Source organism: Pseudomonas sp. P7548, assembly GCF_013386585.1.
Classification (GTDB): domain Bacteria; phylum Pseudomonadota; class Gammaproteobacteria; order Pseudomonadales; family Pseudomonadaceae; genus Aquipseudomonas.
In genome coordinates, this window is sequence record NZ_JACARO010000061.1 from 16554 (window position 1) to 33820 (window position 17267).

The 17267-nt window shown below is 59.7% G+C and carries 12 protein-coding genes; 5 read left to right on the plus strand and 7 right to left on the minus strand.

Going from position 1 to position 17267, the window contains the following annotated elements; genetic code table 11:
- Positions 1 to 3 precede the first annotated feature (3 nt).
- The 6 genes from mexE to HX803_RS23115 all read right to left on the minus strand — a co-directional run bounded on the left by mexE (position 4) and on the right by HX803_RS23115 (position 8856).
- On the minus strand, positions 4 to 1245 hold the full coding sequence (gene mexE / locus HX803_RS23090; RefSeq protein WP_178923828.1) for a multidrug efflux RND transporter periplasmic adaptor subunit MexE: 1242 nt from the start codon (positions 1243 to 1245) through the stop codon (positions 4 to 6).
- Between the two features lie 216 nt (positions 1246 to 1461).
- Positions 1462 to 2307 carry an HNH endonuclease gene (locus HX803_RS23095; protein WP_178923830.1) on the minus strand — a complete coding sequence of 282 codons (846 nt, stop codon included), beginning with the start codon at positions 2305 to 2307 and terminating at the stop codon, positions 1462 to 1464.
- Positions 2304 to 4751, minus strand: coding sequence for an AAA family ATPase (locus HX803_RS23100; RefSeq protein ID WP_178923831.1), 2448 nt, complete (start codon positions 4749 to 4751; stop codon positions 2304 to 2306). Before HX803_RS23100 ends, HX803_RS23095 begins: the two co-directional genes overlap by 4 nt.
- Positions 4752 to 4772: 21 nt before the next feature.
- Complete coding sequence (locus HX803_RS23105) at positions 4773 to 6983, minus strand: GMC family oxidoreductase (RefSeq protein WP_178923833.1); 2211 nt, start codon at positions 6981 to 6983, stop codon at positions 4773 to 4775.
- A complete protein-coding gene (locus HX803_RS23110) occupies positions 6980 to 7492 on the minus strand; it encodes a sorbitol dehydrogenase (protein WP_178923835.1) in 513 nt (170 codons plus the stop codon). Before HX803_RS23110 ends, HX803_RS23105 begins: the two co-directional genes overlap by 4 nt.
- The gene (locus tag HX803_RS23115) at positions 7489 to 8856 is read right to left on the minus strand and encodes a cytochrome C (RefSeq protein WP_178923837.1); all 1368 of its coding nucleotides are present in this window, start codon (positions 8854 to 8856) and stop codon (positions 7489 to 7491) included. Before HX803_RS23115 ends, HX803_RS23110 begins: the two co-directional genes overlap by 4 nt.
- Positions 8857 to 9183: 327 nt before the next feature.
- Here HX803_RS23115 and HX803_RS23120 point away from each other — a divergent pair, with 327 nt between their 5' ends.
- The 3 genes from HX803_RS23120 to HX803_RS23130 are packed head-to-tail and all read left to right on the plus strand — an operon-like array spanning position 9184 to position 14007.
- A complete protein-coding gene (locus HX803_RS23120; protein ID WP_178923839.1) occupies positions 9184 to 10059 on the plus strand; it encodes a serine protease in 876 nt (291 codons plus the stop codon).
- The gene (locus tag HX803_RS23125) at positions 10041 to 12161 is read left to right on the plus strand and encodes a S8 family serine peptidase (protein ID WP_178923841.1); all 2121 of its coding nucleotides are present in this window, start codon (positions 10041 to 10043) and stop codon (positions 12159 to 12161) included. Before HX803_RS23120 ends, HX803_RS23125 begins: the two co-directional genes overlap by 19 nt.
- Position 12162: 1 nt before the next feature.
- The gene (locus tag HX803_RS23130; protein ID WP_178923843.1) at positions 12163 to 14007 is read left to right on the plus strand and encodes a hypothetical protein; all 1845 of its coding nucleotides are present in this window, start codon (positions 12163 to 12165) and stop codon (positions 14005 to 14007) included.
- 35 nt (positions 14008 to 14042) lie between these two features.
- On the opposite strand, the gene HX803_RS23135 is transcribed toward HX803_RS23130, so the two are convergent.
- Positions 14043 to 14561 (minus strand): sterol desaturase family protein, encoded by a 519-nt coding sequence (locus tag HX803_RS23135; protein ID WP_178923845.1) that lies wholly within the window; start codon positions 14559 to 14561, stop codon positions 14043 to 14045.
- 379 nt (positions 14562 to 14940) lie between these two features.
- Between HX803_RS23135 and HX803_RS23140 the strand changes: the two genes are divergently transcribed.
- Positions 14941 to 15258 (plus strand): hypothetical protein, encoded by a 318-nt coding sequence (locus HX803_RS23140; RefSeq protein ID WP_178923863.1) that lies wholly within the window; start codon positions 14941 to 14943, stop codon positions 15256 to 15258.
- Positions 15259 to 15539: 281 nt separating this feature from the next.
- Complete coding sequence (locus tag HX803_RS23145; protein WP_178923847.1) at positions 15540 to 17261, plus strand: ShlB/FhaC/HecB family hemolysin secretion/activation protein; 1722 nt, start codon at positions 15540 to 15542, stop codon at positions 17259 to 17261.
- Positions 17262 to 17267 lie beyond the last annotated feature (6 nt).

Sequence of the window (17267 nt, forward strand, 5' to 3'; positions counted from 1 at the left end):
CCCTTAACCGCGTGGAGTCGCGACGGCTGCGAGCTTGGGCGCGGCTTTATCCGGCGCCACTTGCTCCAGGTTGCTGGCTTCAAGCGCTTGTCGTTGTTGTGCCAAGGCGGCGAGGGTTTCCTTGCTGGCCATCGGGATGGTTTCCGGTGCAACCGGCGATCCCGGGCGAATGCGCTGCAAGCCCTTCACGACGATGGTGTCGTCCTTGTTCAAACCGCTGCGCACGATGCGCAGGCCTTCGATCTTCGGCCCCAGTTCCACCGCGCGGTAAGCCGGCTTGTCGCCGTCCATCACCAGCACGAACTTCTTGCCTAGGTCGGTGCCCACGGCTTCGTCATTGATCAGCACGGCCGAATAGGTGCCGCTGCCAACCAATTTCAGGCGGGCATACAAGCCAGGGGTGTATTCGCCTTTGCTGTTATCAAACACGGCGCGACCGCGGATGGTGCCGGTGGCCGGGTTGACCTGGTTGTCGACGAAGTTCATCTGGCCCAGGTGCGGGTTGCCGGTTTCGTTGGACAGGCCCAGGTACACCGGGGTGGTTGCGCCACGACGGCCTTCGCGCGCCAGTTCGGTGTACTTGAGGTACACGCGCTCATCGGCGTCGAAGTAGGCGTAGACCTTGTCAGTGGAGACCACGCTGGTCAGTGCCGTGACGTCGGCGGTCACCAGGTTGCCGGCGGTGATTTCGGCACGGCTGACGCGGCCGCTGATCGGCGAGGTCACACGGGTGAAGCTCAGGTTCAGCTTGGCCAGGTCCAACTGCGCCTGGATACCGGCGACGGCTGCACGGGCCTCTTGGGCGGCGGTGGTACGCGAATCGGCGAGTTCGGCGGAGATCGCGTTGCTCTGACGCAGGCGTTCGCCCCGTTGCGCTTCGTTATCGCTACGGGTGGCGGCGGCTTTCGTTTGGGCAAGCTGAGCTTCGAGGCGGCGCACTTCAGCCTGGAACGGACGCGGGTCGATCTGGAACAGCAGGTCGCCTTTTTTCACCAGGGCGCCTTCGGTGAAGGCCACCTGATCGATCTGGCCCGACACGCGCGGACGAATCTGCACGGTTTCCGGGGCTTCCAGACGGCCGGTGAATTCGTCCCACTCGTTGACCGGTTGTTCCAGCACCTTGGCCACGCTCACTTTTGCAGGGGGCATGGCGGCCGCTTGTTCCGGGGCTTTACCGCATGCGCTCATCACCACCACGGCCAAAATCGCCAAGGGGAAGCGCATATGTTTGAGTGACTGTTCCATGAGGTGCATCCGCCAATGTATTTGAGATGGGCGGATCATGCGCGGCGATGTGCTATGTCACGAATCGAATGAAACAAAGGTAACTATCATTCGGAATGATATAAGCGTGAGGTTAGCCCTCTAGCATGGGGGTTTCGTTAGGGGGCTATCAATGGGCGTGATGACAAAAGAGTGTTGTGAAACCTGCAAGGAACCCTCTGGCGGCTGGTAGCGTGTTTATAGGCTCAACTGTTCATGAATGACGCCAGGAGGCTCCGATGCCTGCCGATGCTGACCGCCGTCGCGCCTCGTGGCGGGGGCTTTGTGAGGTCTCCCTTCTTCAGGAATGACCCACAGTGCATTGGCCATGTCGCCGTCCTGTAACCGTTCGGTGATGGCGACTTCCATGGCTTGGCGAAACGCATCCAGTTGTGGCCGGTCGGTCGAGTCGCCTCGGGCGTCCAGGTCATCCAACGTGCGTTGCCAGCCCGCCAGTGCAGGGTAGCTGCGTTTCAGGCTGCGCTTGCCAACCACAGCACTGAGCAACTGTGTGCACAAGTGCTGGCCTTGGGGCGTGAGGCCGTGGTAGCTGACAAACTCCTGCCGATTGGTCTCCATGCGGATGAAGCGAATATGTTCATCATAGCGATGGTGACGCGGATGAAAGAAGTCCAAGGATTCAACCGCCGGGTAACGGCTGGGGGCTACCGGGAAACCACCCCAGTCGGCTTTGCCCTTCACAGAGTTGCAGTCGACGCAGGAGATCGCCAGGTTGCGTGGCTGTAAGGCGAATTGCGGATAGGTATCGCGTGACAGTACATGTTCGATGGGCGCGGCACTGGCGTGGTTGAGCAGCCAGCGCTTGCAATAACAGCACCTGGGCTCCTGGCGGTTTTTCAACGCCAGGCGTAGGTGCTTTTTAATAGCGGCATACGCGGGATTCGTCGTGTCGCCCAATTCGCCCCAGACCGTTTTGTCATTGAGATGGGCTGCACTGCGCAACTTATGCAGCAATGCCATCTTTTCACGGTAGGTGAGCTTTTTCTTTGGCGCCTTCAGCTCATCGGGCTTGCTCGTCTTCATGCCAGCCCTTCCTGCGCAGCTAATGCAAAGGTCTCGTTGATAGCCCGTCCCGCCTGCTCAATCAGTTGCAGGTCCAGCTGGAAACGTTTGTCTTCAGCATTGCCTGAACTGACCATGATTGCGGTCATATAATCCAGGGCTTTCTTGAAGCCTTCCTGACGCTCGGCGTACTTTTCCGTGTCGTCTCGGTTGGTCGTTCGGATCGCCTCGGTGACCAGGGCCGCACAACGCTCCGCGACCTCACGATTGTGCGGTGTGTAGGTCTCAAAGCCCTTGAGCAGGATGGTTTCCACTGAGTGACGTTGCGCTGGCGCGATCTCAGTCAATTGACTGTCCTTGGCCATGAAACAATGACTGAGGTTGTCTTTGGCGTTGGCCACCAGCGTTGGCGAGTGGGTGGCGATCACGAATCGAGTCTGCAGCTGTTGGGCCATCAAGCTGAACAGGCTCGGCAGCAATTGTTGCCAGCCCACATGCAGGCTGACTTCCGGCTCATCGATCAGTAGCACTTTGCCCGGCCCGGCGCTTGCCGTGATTTTTGCGAACAGGACCAGCACCTGCTGTTCGCCGGAGCTGAGGTCGGTGAATTTCAGCAAGGTGGAGCTACCCTGCCGACTCAGCGCGAGGGTCAGCCCTTTGATCGAGACATTCGAGTGGACGGCGTCCGCCAATGAAATGACTTGGGCGGCCAGATCGAGCGGTTGCAACAATTCGTTGAAGGCGCCTTTGGGTGCAAGATACAGGCGCTGTTTGAGACCCAGGCGCTCGAGCACGCTTTCCAGCAAGGTCAGACGCTCAGGAATACCGACCGTTTCGATCAGCAGGTCGATCAACTTGCGTTCAATGGTTTGCGAGGAATAACCGGTGCTCGTTCGGTCGCCCAGATATCGATAATCCGGGTATTTTTCGCGGTCTGCCAAAGGAAAACGGTCAATGGGCCCGATCACGATCGCCACACTGGAAATTGATTGTTGCTTGAGGTGGTTGACCAGAGACGACAGCAATAGGCTTTTGCCTGCGCCGTTGTTACCAATGACGTAGATGCAAGCGGATAAATGATCGGATTGTCCCAGCAAGTGTTCCAGTGGGCGACGGTCGAGCAGTGAAACATCACGTTCGTGGTCCTTGCGCTTCACCCGCCTGGCTGAAATGCCACTCTTGAGAACTTCCCGGGTTTCCAGTTGCGTGCAAATGCCATCGATAGGGCTATAACCCTCGTCGAACCAACGGGCGAACAGGCCTTGGAGCGAACCTAACTGTTTTGATTGAGGGTATCGGCTGGAATTCAGTGCTCCATTCGATCTCCAGACTTGGTATATCCCAGCGGCGAAACACGCCAGTTCTTCCGAGGTGACACCTCGGGTGACCTCCAGCAATTGGCGTGTGTCGATGCAAAGGGTCTGACCCGGTAGGGTTTTTTCGTCATTCAACAGCCAGGCACAGTGTCGGCTCGATTTGCCGGCATCGTTGTAACTGATGAAGTCAAACACGGCTTCCAGCAAGTCCCTGTCGGATAAATGCTGCTTCAGCGCCTCCAGCGCCTTAGGATCATCGGTACTGCCGGACCGGAATACCACCAGCGTTCGACCGGTCATCGTCGGCCCGATGATCGTGCGTTCCTCAAGCAGATGCAGCAAGGTGCTGAAAGGACGTTTGAGGAACGACGGGTTGTCCAGCAGTGACAGTTCGGTGCGCTTGAAGTGGCGCGGATCAAGCTGGATCAGTTCGGCATCGATGCCCTGCACGACGAGCCTGAGCTGGGTCAAGTGTTGCAAGGGAGATTGCCGATCAACCAGCTTATAGTCGAATCTGTACTGATACAGTTCGAAATGCTTGATGAAAGCTTCACCGCTGTAGGGCGCAATGTCGATCAGCCCCTCCGCATGCGCAAGGCCCGCAGCGAGTGCGCCGCTGATGTGTGCATGGCGGCGATCAAAGCGTCCCTGGGTGACGATGTGATAGAAAAGTGAATCGAATAGATCGAGGCATTCTTCGCCATCCAGTTCCTCTGTGACCTCATCCAACAAGGCTGACAGCTGTTCGTAGGTCTGCTCGTCACACGTGGTGGACATGCTTGGGTGGCGACAATGCTCCATCAGCAAGTGCACGTTGGCCTGAGACGTGTCGTGATAGTTCCAATACTTGGCCTCCCGCTCCTGGGTCCACTTGGGACTGTCCCAATCGATCATCTGGGCGGCGAGTACGTAAAGCAGCGTCTGCTGAAACTGTCCTTCGCTCATCTGCCCTTGAAGTTGACTGTCCTGCGCACGTCTAAGCAACCTGCTCAGCCAGATGTGACTTTCTTCCATGAATTTCGACCCGGTACCAATGGCGATAAAGACTGGGGAGTGCGCCCCGACGTTGAAGTCGGAAAGTCTACCTATCGAGCCGAGTGATGGCGAGTAGCCATTTATCCATTGCGAGAGGAGCAGGGCTGCGGGCATCTCTACCCGCAACCCCGTTTGCTACAACGTACCGAATGCCACCTGCACGGTCAGCGCGCCTTGATTATCCGCCAGGCCGATGCCGTAGCGCCCCTCCAGGTCATCATTGATGCACAGTTGCAGTTCGCCGCTTTGGCCGGGCGGAACCGCACCCTTGTCTCCCAGTAGAAACGGCGTACCGGAACTCCCCACGCGGCCCACCAATGCACCTTCGTTGGCTCCCGGCAAGGTGTAGCCAGGCTTGGCGATCAACCCCGGGCTGCCATTGCCATCGACCATGCCGCCCACCGGGCTGGCCAGCCATTTGCCACTTATGTAACGCACCCATCGTGGGCTCGGCCCGCTGATCTGCACGCCGGTGCCTTGCCACGGCTGGTTGGCCTGGACCTGCACCGTCGTGGCCTTGAGCTCGTTGCACAACGTATCGCCGGCCTGGATCGCCAGGGCTGCAATGGTCAGGCTGGGGTTGGACGTACCGGTGCTGGGGAACACGCCATCGCCCACCAGGAACAGGTTCTTGTGGTCCCACGTGCGTTGGTATTTGTCCACCACCGAGGTCGCGGGATCGTTGCCCATGCGGTAGGTGCCCATCAGATGCCCGGCCCCCTGGTACGAATAGGATTGTCCCTGGTAGTCGAACACGCCGGGCTGAATGTCCTGGGTCAGTTCGGTAGCGCCGAGCAATTCGGTGATGATGTGACTGGCGAGCAGGCGTGCTTGCTTGAATCCCTCCTTGGTGTAGTCCGACAGGTCATAGTGGATTTCTGGGCGCGGGATGCCCAGGCGGTCTTTGTACTGGCTGGACGGCACGATGTAGCAGTTGGCGTTGTCGGGATCCTTTTCCACCTGTTCCACCAGAAAGCCGATGCGGAACTGGCGTGTCAGCAGGTTATTGAGTTGCTGCACCAGCGCTGTGCCAAACAGTGCCTGGGACGGCACCGTTGAGGAGGGCAACGGGTTGGTGCGACTGACGTTGGTGCCGTCGATCAGGTCGGCGACGGTGGTGTAAGGGTCGCCGATCGGCCAGTTCCAGCCTTCATTGCCGATCTCGATGCGCCAGGCCGCGCGCTGACTACGGAAGGCACCATCGCGCAGGCTTTCGATACCTGAGGTGGACACTGGCCCACGGTACGGGAACACCGTCTTGCCTTCGGGCATCAGGCCCCACGCTAGGTAGATCGGGTGATCGGCCAGGCTGCGGCCGACCTGACCGCTGCTGTTGGCGACGCCTTTGGGCCAGGTGCTGCTGGTGGAGTTGAGCAATAGCTTGGGGGTTTCGATCGCGTGAGCGGCGATGACGTAGCGCTGTCCGGTAGCAACCCCTGTGGCCGTGGCCGGGCCGTCGCCGAGCTGGTACTGGATGAACTCGATGCCGCTGATGGTGCTGTCCGCCGCTACCGTCACCTTGCTGGCCACGGTTTTGTAGAGCACCCGCACATTGCCAGTGTTCAGAGCGTTGTTCATCGTTATAGTGGCGTCGTACTTGGCCTGGATCGGGCAGATCGGCGTGCAATTGGTATTGCCCGCGCACACGCGGCGCCCGGCATAGGGTTGGGAGTTGCGTCCGGCGGGTGTCGGGCTGACCACCAACGGCAAGCCGTCGAAGGACTGGCCCTGTACGGCGCTGACAAAGCTGCCGTCCACCAACGACAGCGGAATGCTGGTCATCGGGAACTGATAGTTGCTCGGGAAGGTGATGCCCAGGTAAGCCTGGTCGGCCACATCGGCAGCCACGCCGATTTCCGCTTCGGCACGGCAATAAGCGCTCTGCAGGTCGTTGTAACCGATCGGCCAGTCCATCCCCACGCCGTATAGCGATTTCATCTGGAAATCATGGGGCAGCATGCGCAGGCAGGTGGCTACCCAGTGCCAGGTTGTGCCGCCGCCCACCCGTTCATAGGTGCTGGTGAATGGCATGGGGCCTTTCTGCACCAAATAGCTGACGTCCGGGTTGTTCCAGCCATTGATCAGGTCGGCAATGGTCGCGCGGGGTGCATTCTGTTCGGCGGGATTGCGCGCTGGGCTCAGGGTACTCACTGGAGGGTAGGGGGACTCGGGTGTCTTCAGCGTTGCGGTGTAGAAACGCTCCAGGTATTGGTTACGGTTGGGCGGGATCTGCGGACCGGACTCCAGCACCAATACCTTCACCCCCGCCAATCCCAGTTGATAGGCAATCAGGCTGCCCGCCAGGCCAGCACCGACGATCACCACATCTGCTTGTTCAGTACTCATGACGATGCTCCTGTCTGGGCGCTGGCCGTTACGCCGGTGAAGTCCTCAAGACTCGGCGGTACTTCGTTCCAATAGCCGAAGAAGAACTCGCTGTAACCCATCGGGTGGGCCTGGGCCATTTTCCAGGCCCAGCTCTCGGTGTAAGCCTCACTGCTGACGACGGTTTGTTCGCCCGCGGTAAACGTCCCTTGTGCGTAGGGTTGGTACCACACGCCGAGCAGCCATAGTTTCATGATCGCGCGCGCCGCCAGTGCCGTCTGCGTAGTGGCCGGTTGGCCGTTCTGCATCAGGATTGCGTTGCCGATCTGCTGCGGCGTCGACTGGTCTGCCAGCAGCGTTGCGTATTGAGCGAGCAGGGCACTGAGCACGTTTTGCCCAAGCCTGGGGCCGATGAACGCAAGGAAGGTGGTGGGCAGGCCGATGGGATCTACGGACGGCGCCAGCAGCTCCTGATTGATACCGGTGAGCACCACACTCAGGCCGGTGAAGTTGTCCAGGTCGGTACTCATGGCTGACTCCCTGTTGCGCCGGTGGATTGGGCGCGCTCCAACAAGTAGGTGAAGTCCGCGAAGCTGGTGCGCGGCGATTGGGTCACGTGGGTGGCGGCATTGCCGTGGCAGGCGATGCAACTGGAAGATGCCTGGGGCACAGTGCCCTGGATGTAGGTCTCCAGCGTGGTATTGGCGAGGAACGACGGCGCTGGTTTGCCCAACGGGACAGTGGTCGAGATCTGACACGGCGGCTGGCCGGTGAGGGTCGGCCACTGAGTGCTGATCAACTGGTAATTGGCCCACACACTGTTGGGGTTCACCGTGCGCAACAGGTTTTGATAAGTGCTGTTAAGGGTTTTGGTGGCGTCGGTCAGCGGTATTTCCCGCACAATTTGCGAAGGTGTGGCCTTCACCGCCGGGTTCCACGGGCGGGGTGGCGGTTGGTTCACTTCGGCCTTGCTGCTGGCGTTGTAGAACAGGTACGGGCCAGTGCGCTCGGCAGGCGGTGTGGTTTTTTCCGGCGCGTTGTCGACGTGTTCGAAGGTGGACCATACCCACTGGGGGGCGCTGGTGGTCTTGTGCACGATGTGCAAGCCCACCAGCCCGACCGGCTCGGCGGTGCAGGACTCGGCCACTACCGGCCCTTTGCTTGGGTCGCTGTTGCCGGGGGTGTACACCAACGCGTCGACGGTGTGGAAGTTGCCAGGCTGGTCATTGCCGTCCAGCACTTTCCACGAAGCCTTGACCATCAACGCACCCACCTCGCGGCTGGTGGGGTTACCGCAGCTGAATGCCACGGTGTTGGTCGGGCTGGCAGAAAAGAACGCCTGTTGGCCCTGGATGCTGTACAGCCCGTTGTTGACGATGCCGTCGAACATCGGCTGGTTCACCACGATTTCATTGCGCGTATACACGCCGCTCTGATCCACCAATGGGCCGCTTTCAAATGGCTGGATAAACTCGTCGAGTACATCCGGCACCTTGCCCATTTGTTGCAACAACCGGCCGGAACCCTTGCCCTCACAGGCTTTAGGCACGGCAGCGGGGGCATGGTAGGGCTGCGGTTTCTGCCCTTGGGGCAGGAATATCTGGTAACTCTCGCGGTAGCTTTCCCATACCGTGGCCGCGTCCTCGTGGCCGATCTGCACCTTGGGATCGGGGTTGCCATCGGGCAGGGCCGGCCAGCTCAGGGCGATAAAGGTCTGCCAGGACATTTCATCGAAGTTTTCCTGCAGGCTGGTGAGGGAAAACGGCGGAGTCGCCGTGACATCGAAGGGAATTTGCGTAGACAGCGTGGGGGCCGCGACAACCACAGGGCTCAACAAGGCGCCGAACAGCGCGCAGCCGAGCCATGGCCTGGGCCGATGGGGTTCCATTCTCATCGTCATCTCCTTGGCATCAGGGCCAGGAGTTCGCCGGTCCGTCATGGACTCTTCACTGCGCCTCCTGGCACGTTTGTGAGCGTAGATAACGCGCTACCGGTGAGTGTTCGCGGGACTAGATTGTTTCGCAATAATCACAATTGCTGCTCAGGAGAGCAGGGAGGCAAGCCGGTTTGACAGGTCAATAGGCGCAACTATATTGGTGATGTCACGACGCAATCACAGGCCGCTCGCATGGAAGGGTATGGTTCGCTTCGACGTAGATTGCGAGGGTCGCGGCGACGTGGCCAGCTCACCTGCCTGGCCTTTTCTGGCATGTGTGCGTGTATGCCGGTGTTTGCCGGAGCGGAACCTGTCATTGATGGCACGACGGTCAGTTTCACACTGGTGCCGAGAACGCTGAATGACAGTGACATTCAGGTGTTCAACGGGGTACCCGCCCAGAGCGGCGACTGGCGTTCCATTGCGATTAGCCAATCGACGGGTGCAGGCCCCACCTGCACGGCCACGTTTGTCGGAAACGGCGTCCTGTTGACCGCCGCTCACTGCGTGGTGCTGGGCAACAACCGGTTCGCCTCGTCCATCCGCATAGGGCCGTTCAAGTACCGATGCGCTGTGGACGATGCCTATCTTTCAACGAAAGAGATGCCCAGTGTGCGTCATCCGGCAGACTATGCCCTGTGCCTTGCCGAACCCTATGGCGACAAGGTTCCCGATGAATTCCTGCACCTCGTCTGGGACACGCTGGACCTGCGTGCGGTAGCCAAAGACGATGTGTTGATGGTGGCCGGTTATGGCTGTGTCTCCTGGGCGTTCAACCCGTCCACCGGCCATATCAGCGAAGCCGCGCATGAAAAAATCCTGGCCGTTGGCGATTTCAAGGTCAATGCCCTGCAAGTCGACACGTTCTCCAGCGAGTCGGATGGCAAAACCCTCAGCGCGCTGTGTGCAGGCGATTCCGGAGGCCCGGCGTTCAGCGGTGTCAACGCGATGAAGCCCGGTGGTGCCCGTACCATTCGGGGAGTCGCTTCGAGACGGCGTATCGACCAGAGCACGGTGGTGTCGTACTTCGCGTCATTGTCGAGCGCGCGGTTCACGCAATTTCTGGCGTGTTGGAAAAAAGCCAATCCCACCGCTTATGTGAACGTCAAGCCCGCCGTTCCAAACGTACAGGAGGCCTCGGCATGCGTCAGTACCCTCTAATGACACTGGCTTGTGTGCTCGGCGGTCTGGCGTTGGAGGCCTCGGCCATCGATTCGCCGGGCAACGCTTCGACGTTCCGTGCGACCCGTCCCGAGTTGCCTGACGCGCTGGTCAATTATGTCGCGACCCATGCCGAACCCCGGTTGTTGGACCGAGCGACTTACCCAGCGGCCCATCAGGTCAGTGCCCAAGCCATGATTGAACTGCTCTGCGGCAAAAGGCAGTCCGGGTATGAGACCGTGTGGCGTGAGCGCAATGACCTGCCGAGTACATTCGACATGCATCAACCCCTGGGGGAGCAGGTCTACGCCATGAACTGGCCTGCGTGTTTTTACATCACCGATACGAGCAGCGAGTTCGTGGTACAGCCCAATCGCCCGCTGAGTGTCAAGTTCGTGGAGCGCATAGGTCGGGCGGGCACTACCCAGGAAATGCAACAGTATTTCCAGCGAGCCAACGTTGACAAGGTCCAACCCGGCGAGACGGTTTCTCTGCCGTTCGCAACCGAGTCCGTTACCTTCACGCCCAGTGTTGACCGGGCTGAGTTCGAGCGTGAAGTCGCTACGCGGGCCATCGACCCGGACGGCGTTTCCCGTACGGCCGCAATGAGGGTGACCACGCCGCCCAAACTGGCCGATGAGATCGTGACCGCTGTCAGCGAAACCGGCGTGGCATTGCCCGATTGCGTTGGCAGCCAGGCCACGCCTTTTGATGCAGTACGTGTCCGACATCTTCTGTCGGCACTGCGCCGTGACTATAAAAAGCCGCTCGACACGGTGACGGTCATGGTGCTGGACAACGGTTTCAGTGCGGCTCGTCTGACCGGTACCGAGTTGACCTTCGCCAGCAAGTTTCCCAAACCGCTGTTCCAACTGAGCGAAAACAACGGTGAAGAGGAGCTGGAAAGCCCGGTAGCCATCTCGGATGAGGTTCGCCTGCAATCGTTGATCCAGCTGGCCGATGTCAACGCTCCGCGCGCGATTGCCGGGCATGGCACGCACGTGACCGGTACGGTGATCGGCGGGCAATGGATGGACCCCGTATCTTCGTTGTTTGTTTCCGGTGACCAGGAAAGCTGGCTGCGCCTGCGCGTGATTCCGCTATCGGCCGGCACCCAACGGGTCTCGCGCATGGCGCTCAACGAAGCGATGTTCCGAGTCGGCCTGAGCCAGCCGAAAATCGTCAACATGAGTGTCCGTTACGGGTCCGAGCAGGACCTGAAGTTGAGAAAAGTCATCGGCGATAACCGGGGAACCCTGTTTGTCGTGGCGGCTGGAAACGACGCGCGGGATGTCAGCAGTCGATATGGGAATCAGACAGCGCTCATTCCGGCCAGCCTGGGTGGAGACGAAAACCCCAATGTCATCTCCGTCGGCGCTGAAAATGGTTACGGCTACCTCACCCCCTTCAGTAACTTCAGCGCTTCACGGGTCGATATCGCGGCATTGGGTTGCAACGTCGCATCGACGCTGGATGGCGAGCAGGTCGAGTTGCTCAGTGGCACCTCCCAAGCCGCCGCGCTGGTGAGTTTTGCCGCTACGTTGCTGGCACGCTACGGGCTGGACGCAACGGGCATCAAGCGCCGTCTGTTGATCAGCGGCGACCTTCTGGAAGGCGTGCTTCGGCTGGATAACGGCAACCTGCGCAAGGTGGCGGCGAATGATCAAGCCCCTGTGCGCATATATTCGCGTTCGCGGGTGAATATCGAAAAGGCTTTGCTGTTCAACCGGGACTACCTGCGTTTGCGGGTAACGGACACGGCGAGTAGCGACGCACCAGCAAAGGAGGTCGAGCTGTTAGGCAACCTTCAGGTACAGGGGGCGATCGACTGTGGCGTGGCGACTGACGGGCAGCACATTTTTGCGCTCAAGCGCAGTGCTTCCGGCAGTTTGTGGTGCTTCCGGCATGACCAGCTCGAGCCTTCACTCGCCTCCCTGGGGGAAGACTTTCAGGTGATCGTTCAGGTTCGTGAAGAACTCAACGTCGCGGCGGGTGGGGCATCACGTTACACCAAGGGGCAAACATTCGAAGTGGCCTTGGGCGATCTTCAGGAATTCATTCGTTCGGACACCTACTTGCGTGTCACACAGGAGGGCAGGTGATATGCGCTATTTCGGCACGGCTATTGCGGTTGCGGCATGTTTCACCACAGCGGGTTGCACGACCCACCTTCAATCGCACACGCCTTCTGACAAGGGCATTACGCAAGGGGCCACGTATCATTTGCCGGAACTGCACTATGACGTAGAGGTGAAACGCACCCTGACCCAGTGCCCCATTCTCCCGGATCAACACCATCCTGATGTGGTCGGTCAGGTTGAGTTCCAGACCCGTGCGACCGCGACGCCGCGCACTGTTGCCGGGCAGGAGGTGGTGATTGACGTGGAGGCATTGTCGGCGTTTACCAAAATCACCAGCTTTGACCTGGAGCGCTATCCCAGCGGCATCATCAAATCGGTCAACGCCAAAGTGGATGACCGCACGGCGGATGTGGCCAAGGAAGCGTTCAAGGCGATTGTCAGTGTCGGCAAGATAGCGATCGGGCTACCCACGCCGACGGCGACGGGCGAGGGGCTGATCCAGCGTAATGCCTTCCTGGCATGCAGTGCCAATGCCAGCCAGCAGGTGGCGGCCGTGCCGGTGTTGCGCCAAGCGGTAAAAGACCGCGATGCAGCGCTGAAAACAGCTGCAGAGGCGCTGAAGGCGTTCGAGGAAGACCACCCGGCGGCGTCGCGTAAAGGCGCCTTGGTGAAGCAGGCTGCCCAGTTGACGCGCGCGCAACGAGTGGCGAAGGACGCTCAGACGGCGGCAAACGAAGCGCTGGCCAAGGCCCTTGACGAAATTACGGTGGTCTCTCGGTTTACTTACGTGCCAGGGCAGACCTCTGCGGATCGGCCCGTCCTGGCCGCTCGCCACCTCCAGAAGTTCAAAAGTTGCCGCGGGGAGCAACTGCCTGTTGTGCCTGCTACTGGGGAGGTCAATGGTGTCTATAACGGCCTGGTGGATGCGGTGGGAGGCAACACATCGCCGCAATCCATTGTGCAAGTACGGTCCTGGTCCAGTGACAGGGCCGGAAAACAGCGCTGGCTTGTGCATGCCCTGGGGCCTGACCTCACGCTCGATTGCGATGCGTCAATCCAGGCGCAGGCCCTCTGGGGGGATGCCGATGGCCAGCCAAATGCGGTCGAGCGCGCTGAAATAGCGTCTGCCGTGCAGTCGGTCTGGAAAAACACCGTGGCTCTGGATGAAATCAACCTGGTCACCCGAAGCCTGCAAGGTACCGATGTGCTGGTTACCACCCACACGCTGTCGTCGACCCGTCATGCGTTGGCGCTGGGTGATACGCCGACTTGCACCGCCGAGGGTGAACGGCGCTGTGGCATTCTTTATAGAACGCCTTTGCCGGCGCGCTTGCGTATCTGTCGCTATCTGTCAGACGAGCAAGGTATCGCCAACCCGGAGCAATGCAACGGTTTGAGCGGTACTGACCCGGCAGTGCTGGTCACGGACGAGCGCCCCATTCCACAGTTGGGGCACCTGGCGTCACTGGGCTTGCGCAACGGCCCGTTCACCAACAACGAACTGTCGGCCTCGTTCAACGAGGACGGAAGCCTGATCACGATGGGCTACAAGAAGCCTCGCGCAGAAGCCGTCGCCGTTGGCGAAACGCTCAATTCGGGGCTCGACGCAGTGACCGCCATCAAGCTCTATTCGAACGCCAGAGAACTGCGTGATCTGGCACAGGACAAGGCCGTCGCCGATGCTCAGGTTGCGTTGCTCAACGCTCAGAAGGCGCTGCTTCAGCCACGGCAAATCACTGCGCTGGAGAACGAGGCCAACCTGCTCAAGGCCCAGGGCGCGTTGGTCGATGCACAGATTCAATTGCACAAGAAACAGGCTGAGCTGCAGGCTCTGACCGACCCGGTTGACGCGGGGGCAACACCGTGACTGGCCGGCCTAGACTCATGCCGGACGTTCTCGTTCTACGTCCGGTTCGAGGGGCGCATGTAGCTACCCAAGACATGGTCCCAGAGCGGCGAAGACACACCGAAATTCTTCTCGATGCCCTTGCGGTGATGCAAGTCGTGATTGGCCACCAACCGAGGAATAAACCGGTACGCCCAATGCTCGGGACGATGCATCACGTAATGCACCGAGATATAGAAAAAGTAACCCGCAACGGCCCCGATAAACACCGACGTCAGTTCCACGTACCAGGCGCACAGCAATAGCAGCGCAAAGGTGGAACTGGTCTTCCAGCTGGATACGCCGATGTAAGCCAGTACATCCAGGTGATGGGTCCAGTGTTCGCGGCGATACAGCGAGTGAAACAGGAAGCGATGCGCCGAATATTCCACCAGCGTCCAGGCCAGCAGGCCTGCGACGATTTGAACGGGGTCAACGGGGGCGAGGTACAGCGCCAGCAGGATAAACAGGGGGACGGTGAAGAAGTCGAGGTAATACGCGACGGATGACATCAGCCATTTGTTTGAAGCGGCCATGGGCAGAAAATCCTTGTAGTGCTCAAGGGTTGAGTGAAGTGCCCGGCTCTCCAGGCAGGAAGACTATCCCTTGGGGATGATGCTACATGCTGTAGGAAAATTCCCAGCGCAATGGGTGTCCGGGATCACACTCTGGTGTTTACGTCGCTGAAGCGTTCGTGCCAGTCTCTCGGCAGGCGGCAAGGGGCCGCCTGGTACATCAGGAGATTGACGTGGGTAAGTACTTCGATAATTCAGGGCTGTTCAAGATGACTTCGTATCGCGGCATCCGCTCCACACGCAGCGCCATCACGGGCTGGGAGCTGAAAAACCTGTCCCTGAATACGAAGGAATTTTTGACATGTCCAAAGAACTACTCGGAGTTTCTGCTCTAGGCCTGATGGTATTGGGTGAGTTTTGTGCGATCTACAGCGAGGTAGCCACCGCCCGGCTTGCGCAAGTGGATAACGGCGCCTGGTCGGCCTTTGTCGTGCCGGTCCTGCTGATGTGCTTTGCAGGGTTGTGCCTGCTGGGGGCGTATTGGCTTGGCTATGTAGCGGTGGGTGACATTTGGGTGGTCACTGTGGTTTCCGTCACGTCGTTGTTGCTGCTTGAGCCGTTGGTGGTGTGGTGTCTGTTCCAGGAGATGCCGGGGCGCGGCGCGTTGGTCGGATTTGTCCTGGGTGCGTTGGGCATGCTGGCTACGGTTTTGCTGTAGATGCATGCAGGCTGGCTCTAACCGCAATGGTCGAGCCAGTTGTTAATCCGCTATTCGCTCTTACCTGTCCTGTAAACCCTAAATGCATCAATGCTCAGCCAAAATGGGATTTCATCCGTTTGTTGGTTAAGTATTTGATGCCAAAAGATTAAATTCCCGACCATCCAATCTGAATGTTTCAGCTCTGAAACAATTTCGTACATTTAATTGACGCCATCAAAACGCCACCATAAGATCACCGCAAACAAATAGTGGCACAAAGCCATTTAGAGGGATCTAAGATGTGGCGTTCGGTACGTCGGACCAGGCTCAGCCTGCTGTCCGCTTTTTTTTGCCTGGGCACAGCCAGCTTGGCTCAAGGCGCCACTCCACCGAACACGCCAGGCGTCACCGACCTGATCCGCGACCGCCAGGACCGTCTGCTCGAAGAGCAGCAACGCCGCCTGGAAGAACTGAAAGACCTGCCCGGAAAAACTTCCGCCCCAGCCAAACCATCAGCACCTGCCGACACCCGCTGCTTCCCCATCAACACCATCGAACTCACCGGCGCCGACGCCCTGTCCGAAGGCGAGCGCGACAGCCTGCTCAAACCCTACATCGGCCAATGCCTCGGCGTGCCGCAGCTCAATGAGTTGCTCAAGGTCATCACCGACCATTATCTGGGTAAAGGCCTGGTCACCAGCCGCGCCTACCTGCCACAACAGGACCTCTCCAGCGGCAACCTCAAGGTGCAGGTGATCGAGGGCCGCCTGGAAGGAATGAAGGGCGAAGAGGGCAGCGGCATCACTGATCGCCAACTGGCCATGACCTTCCCTGGCAAACCCGGCGACCTGCTCAACCTGCGTGAAATCGAGCAGATGGTTGACCAGTTGAACCGCCTACCATCGAACCAGGCACAGATGGAACTGGCCCCCGGCAAGGCCGTCGGCGGCAGCGACGTGCTGGTGAAGAACGCCCCGCAGAAGCCCTGGCGCGTCGGCCTGTCGCGCCACAACGGCGGCCAACGCAGCACCGGCGAACAGCAGTGGGGCGCGAGCCTCGATTGGGACAACCCGCTCGGCCTGGCCGACCAACTGTCCCTGCGCGGCGGCCATGATGCGCTCAGCGACCACCAGAAAACCTCGCGCAACTCGATGCTCAATTACAACCTGCCCTTTGGTTGGTGGAACCTCAATTACAGCTACAGCGAGTCCGAATATCGCTCCCTGGCCCAGGCCAGCAACTTCAACTTCAAGCAGTCCGGCGACAGCCAGAACCACCAGCTGCGCCTGGAGCGGGTGATCCACCGCGACTCGCTGAGCAAGACCTCCCTCAGTACCGGCGTGGCCTACCTGCGCACCAATAACTTCATCGAAGACAGCAAGCTGGCCCTGAGCAGCAACCGCTTGAGCGAAGCGCAATTCGGCATCAACCATGGCCGGCGCATTGGCGGCTCATTCCTCAACATCGACCTGGGCATGCAGGACGGCATCGGCGCCTTCGATGCCCAGGCCAATCACAACCCACGCCCGGGCCAACCGGATGCGCGCTACCGCAAATACACCGCAACGGTCAGCTACTTGTACCCGTTCAAACTGTGGGGCGAGTCGTTCAGTTTCAGCAGCCTGATGACTGGCCAGCGAAGTGAAGACGTGCTCTTCAGCCCACAACGCATGAGCCTGGGCGGGCAGTCGTCGATTCGTGGCTACAAGGACCAGACCCTCAGCGGCGACAGCGGCGGCTACTGGCGCAACGACCTGCGCTGGAGCCGCCCGGTGACCTGGGCCTGGCTGCAACCGGTGCTCAGCGAGTACGGCACCAGCCTCGGCTACGACCAGGGCGTGATCAGCCACGGCCGTTACAACGCCGAGCAGCATGGGCGCATGAGCAGCAATTCGGTCGACCTGTTTGCCCGCGGCCAGAACGTCGCCGCCACGGTGACCTTCGCACACTCTTTGGAAAGACCGGGGCCGATCACCGAGCGTGAAGCGCCGATCTATTTTCGCCTGGATTTCTTCCTTTAAATCTTT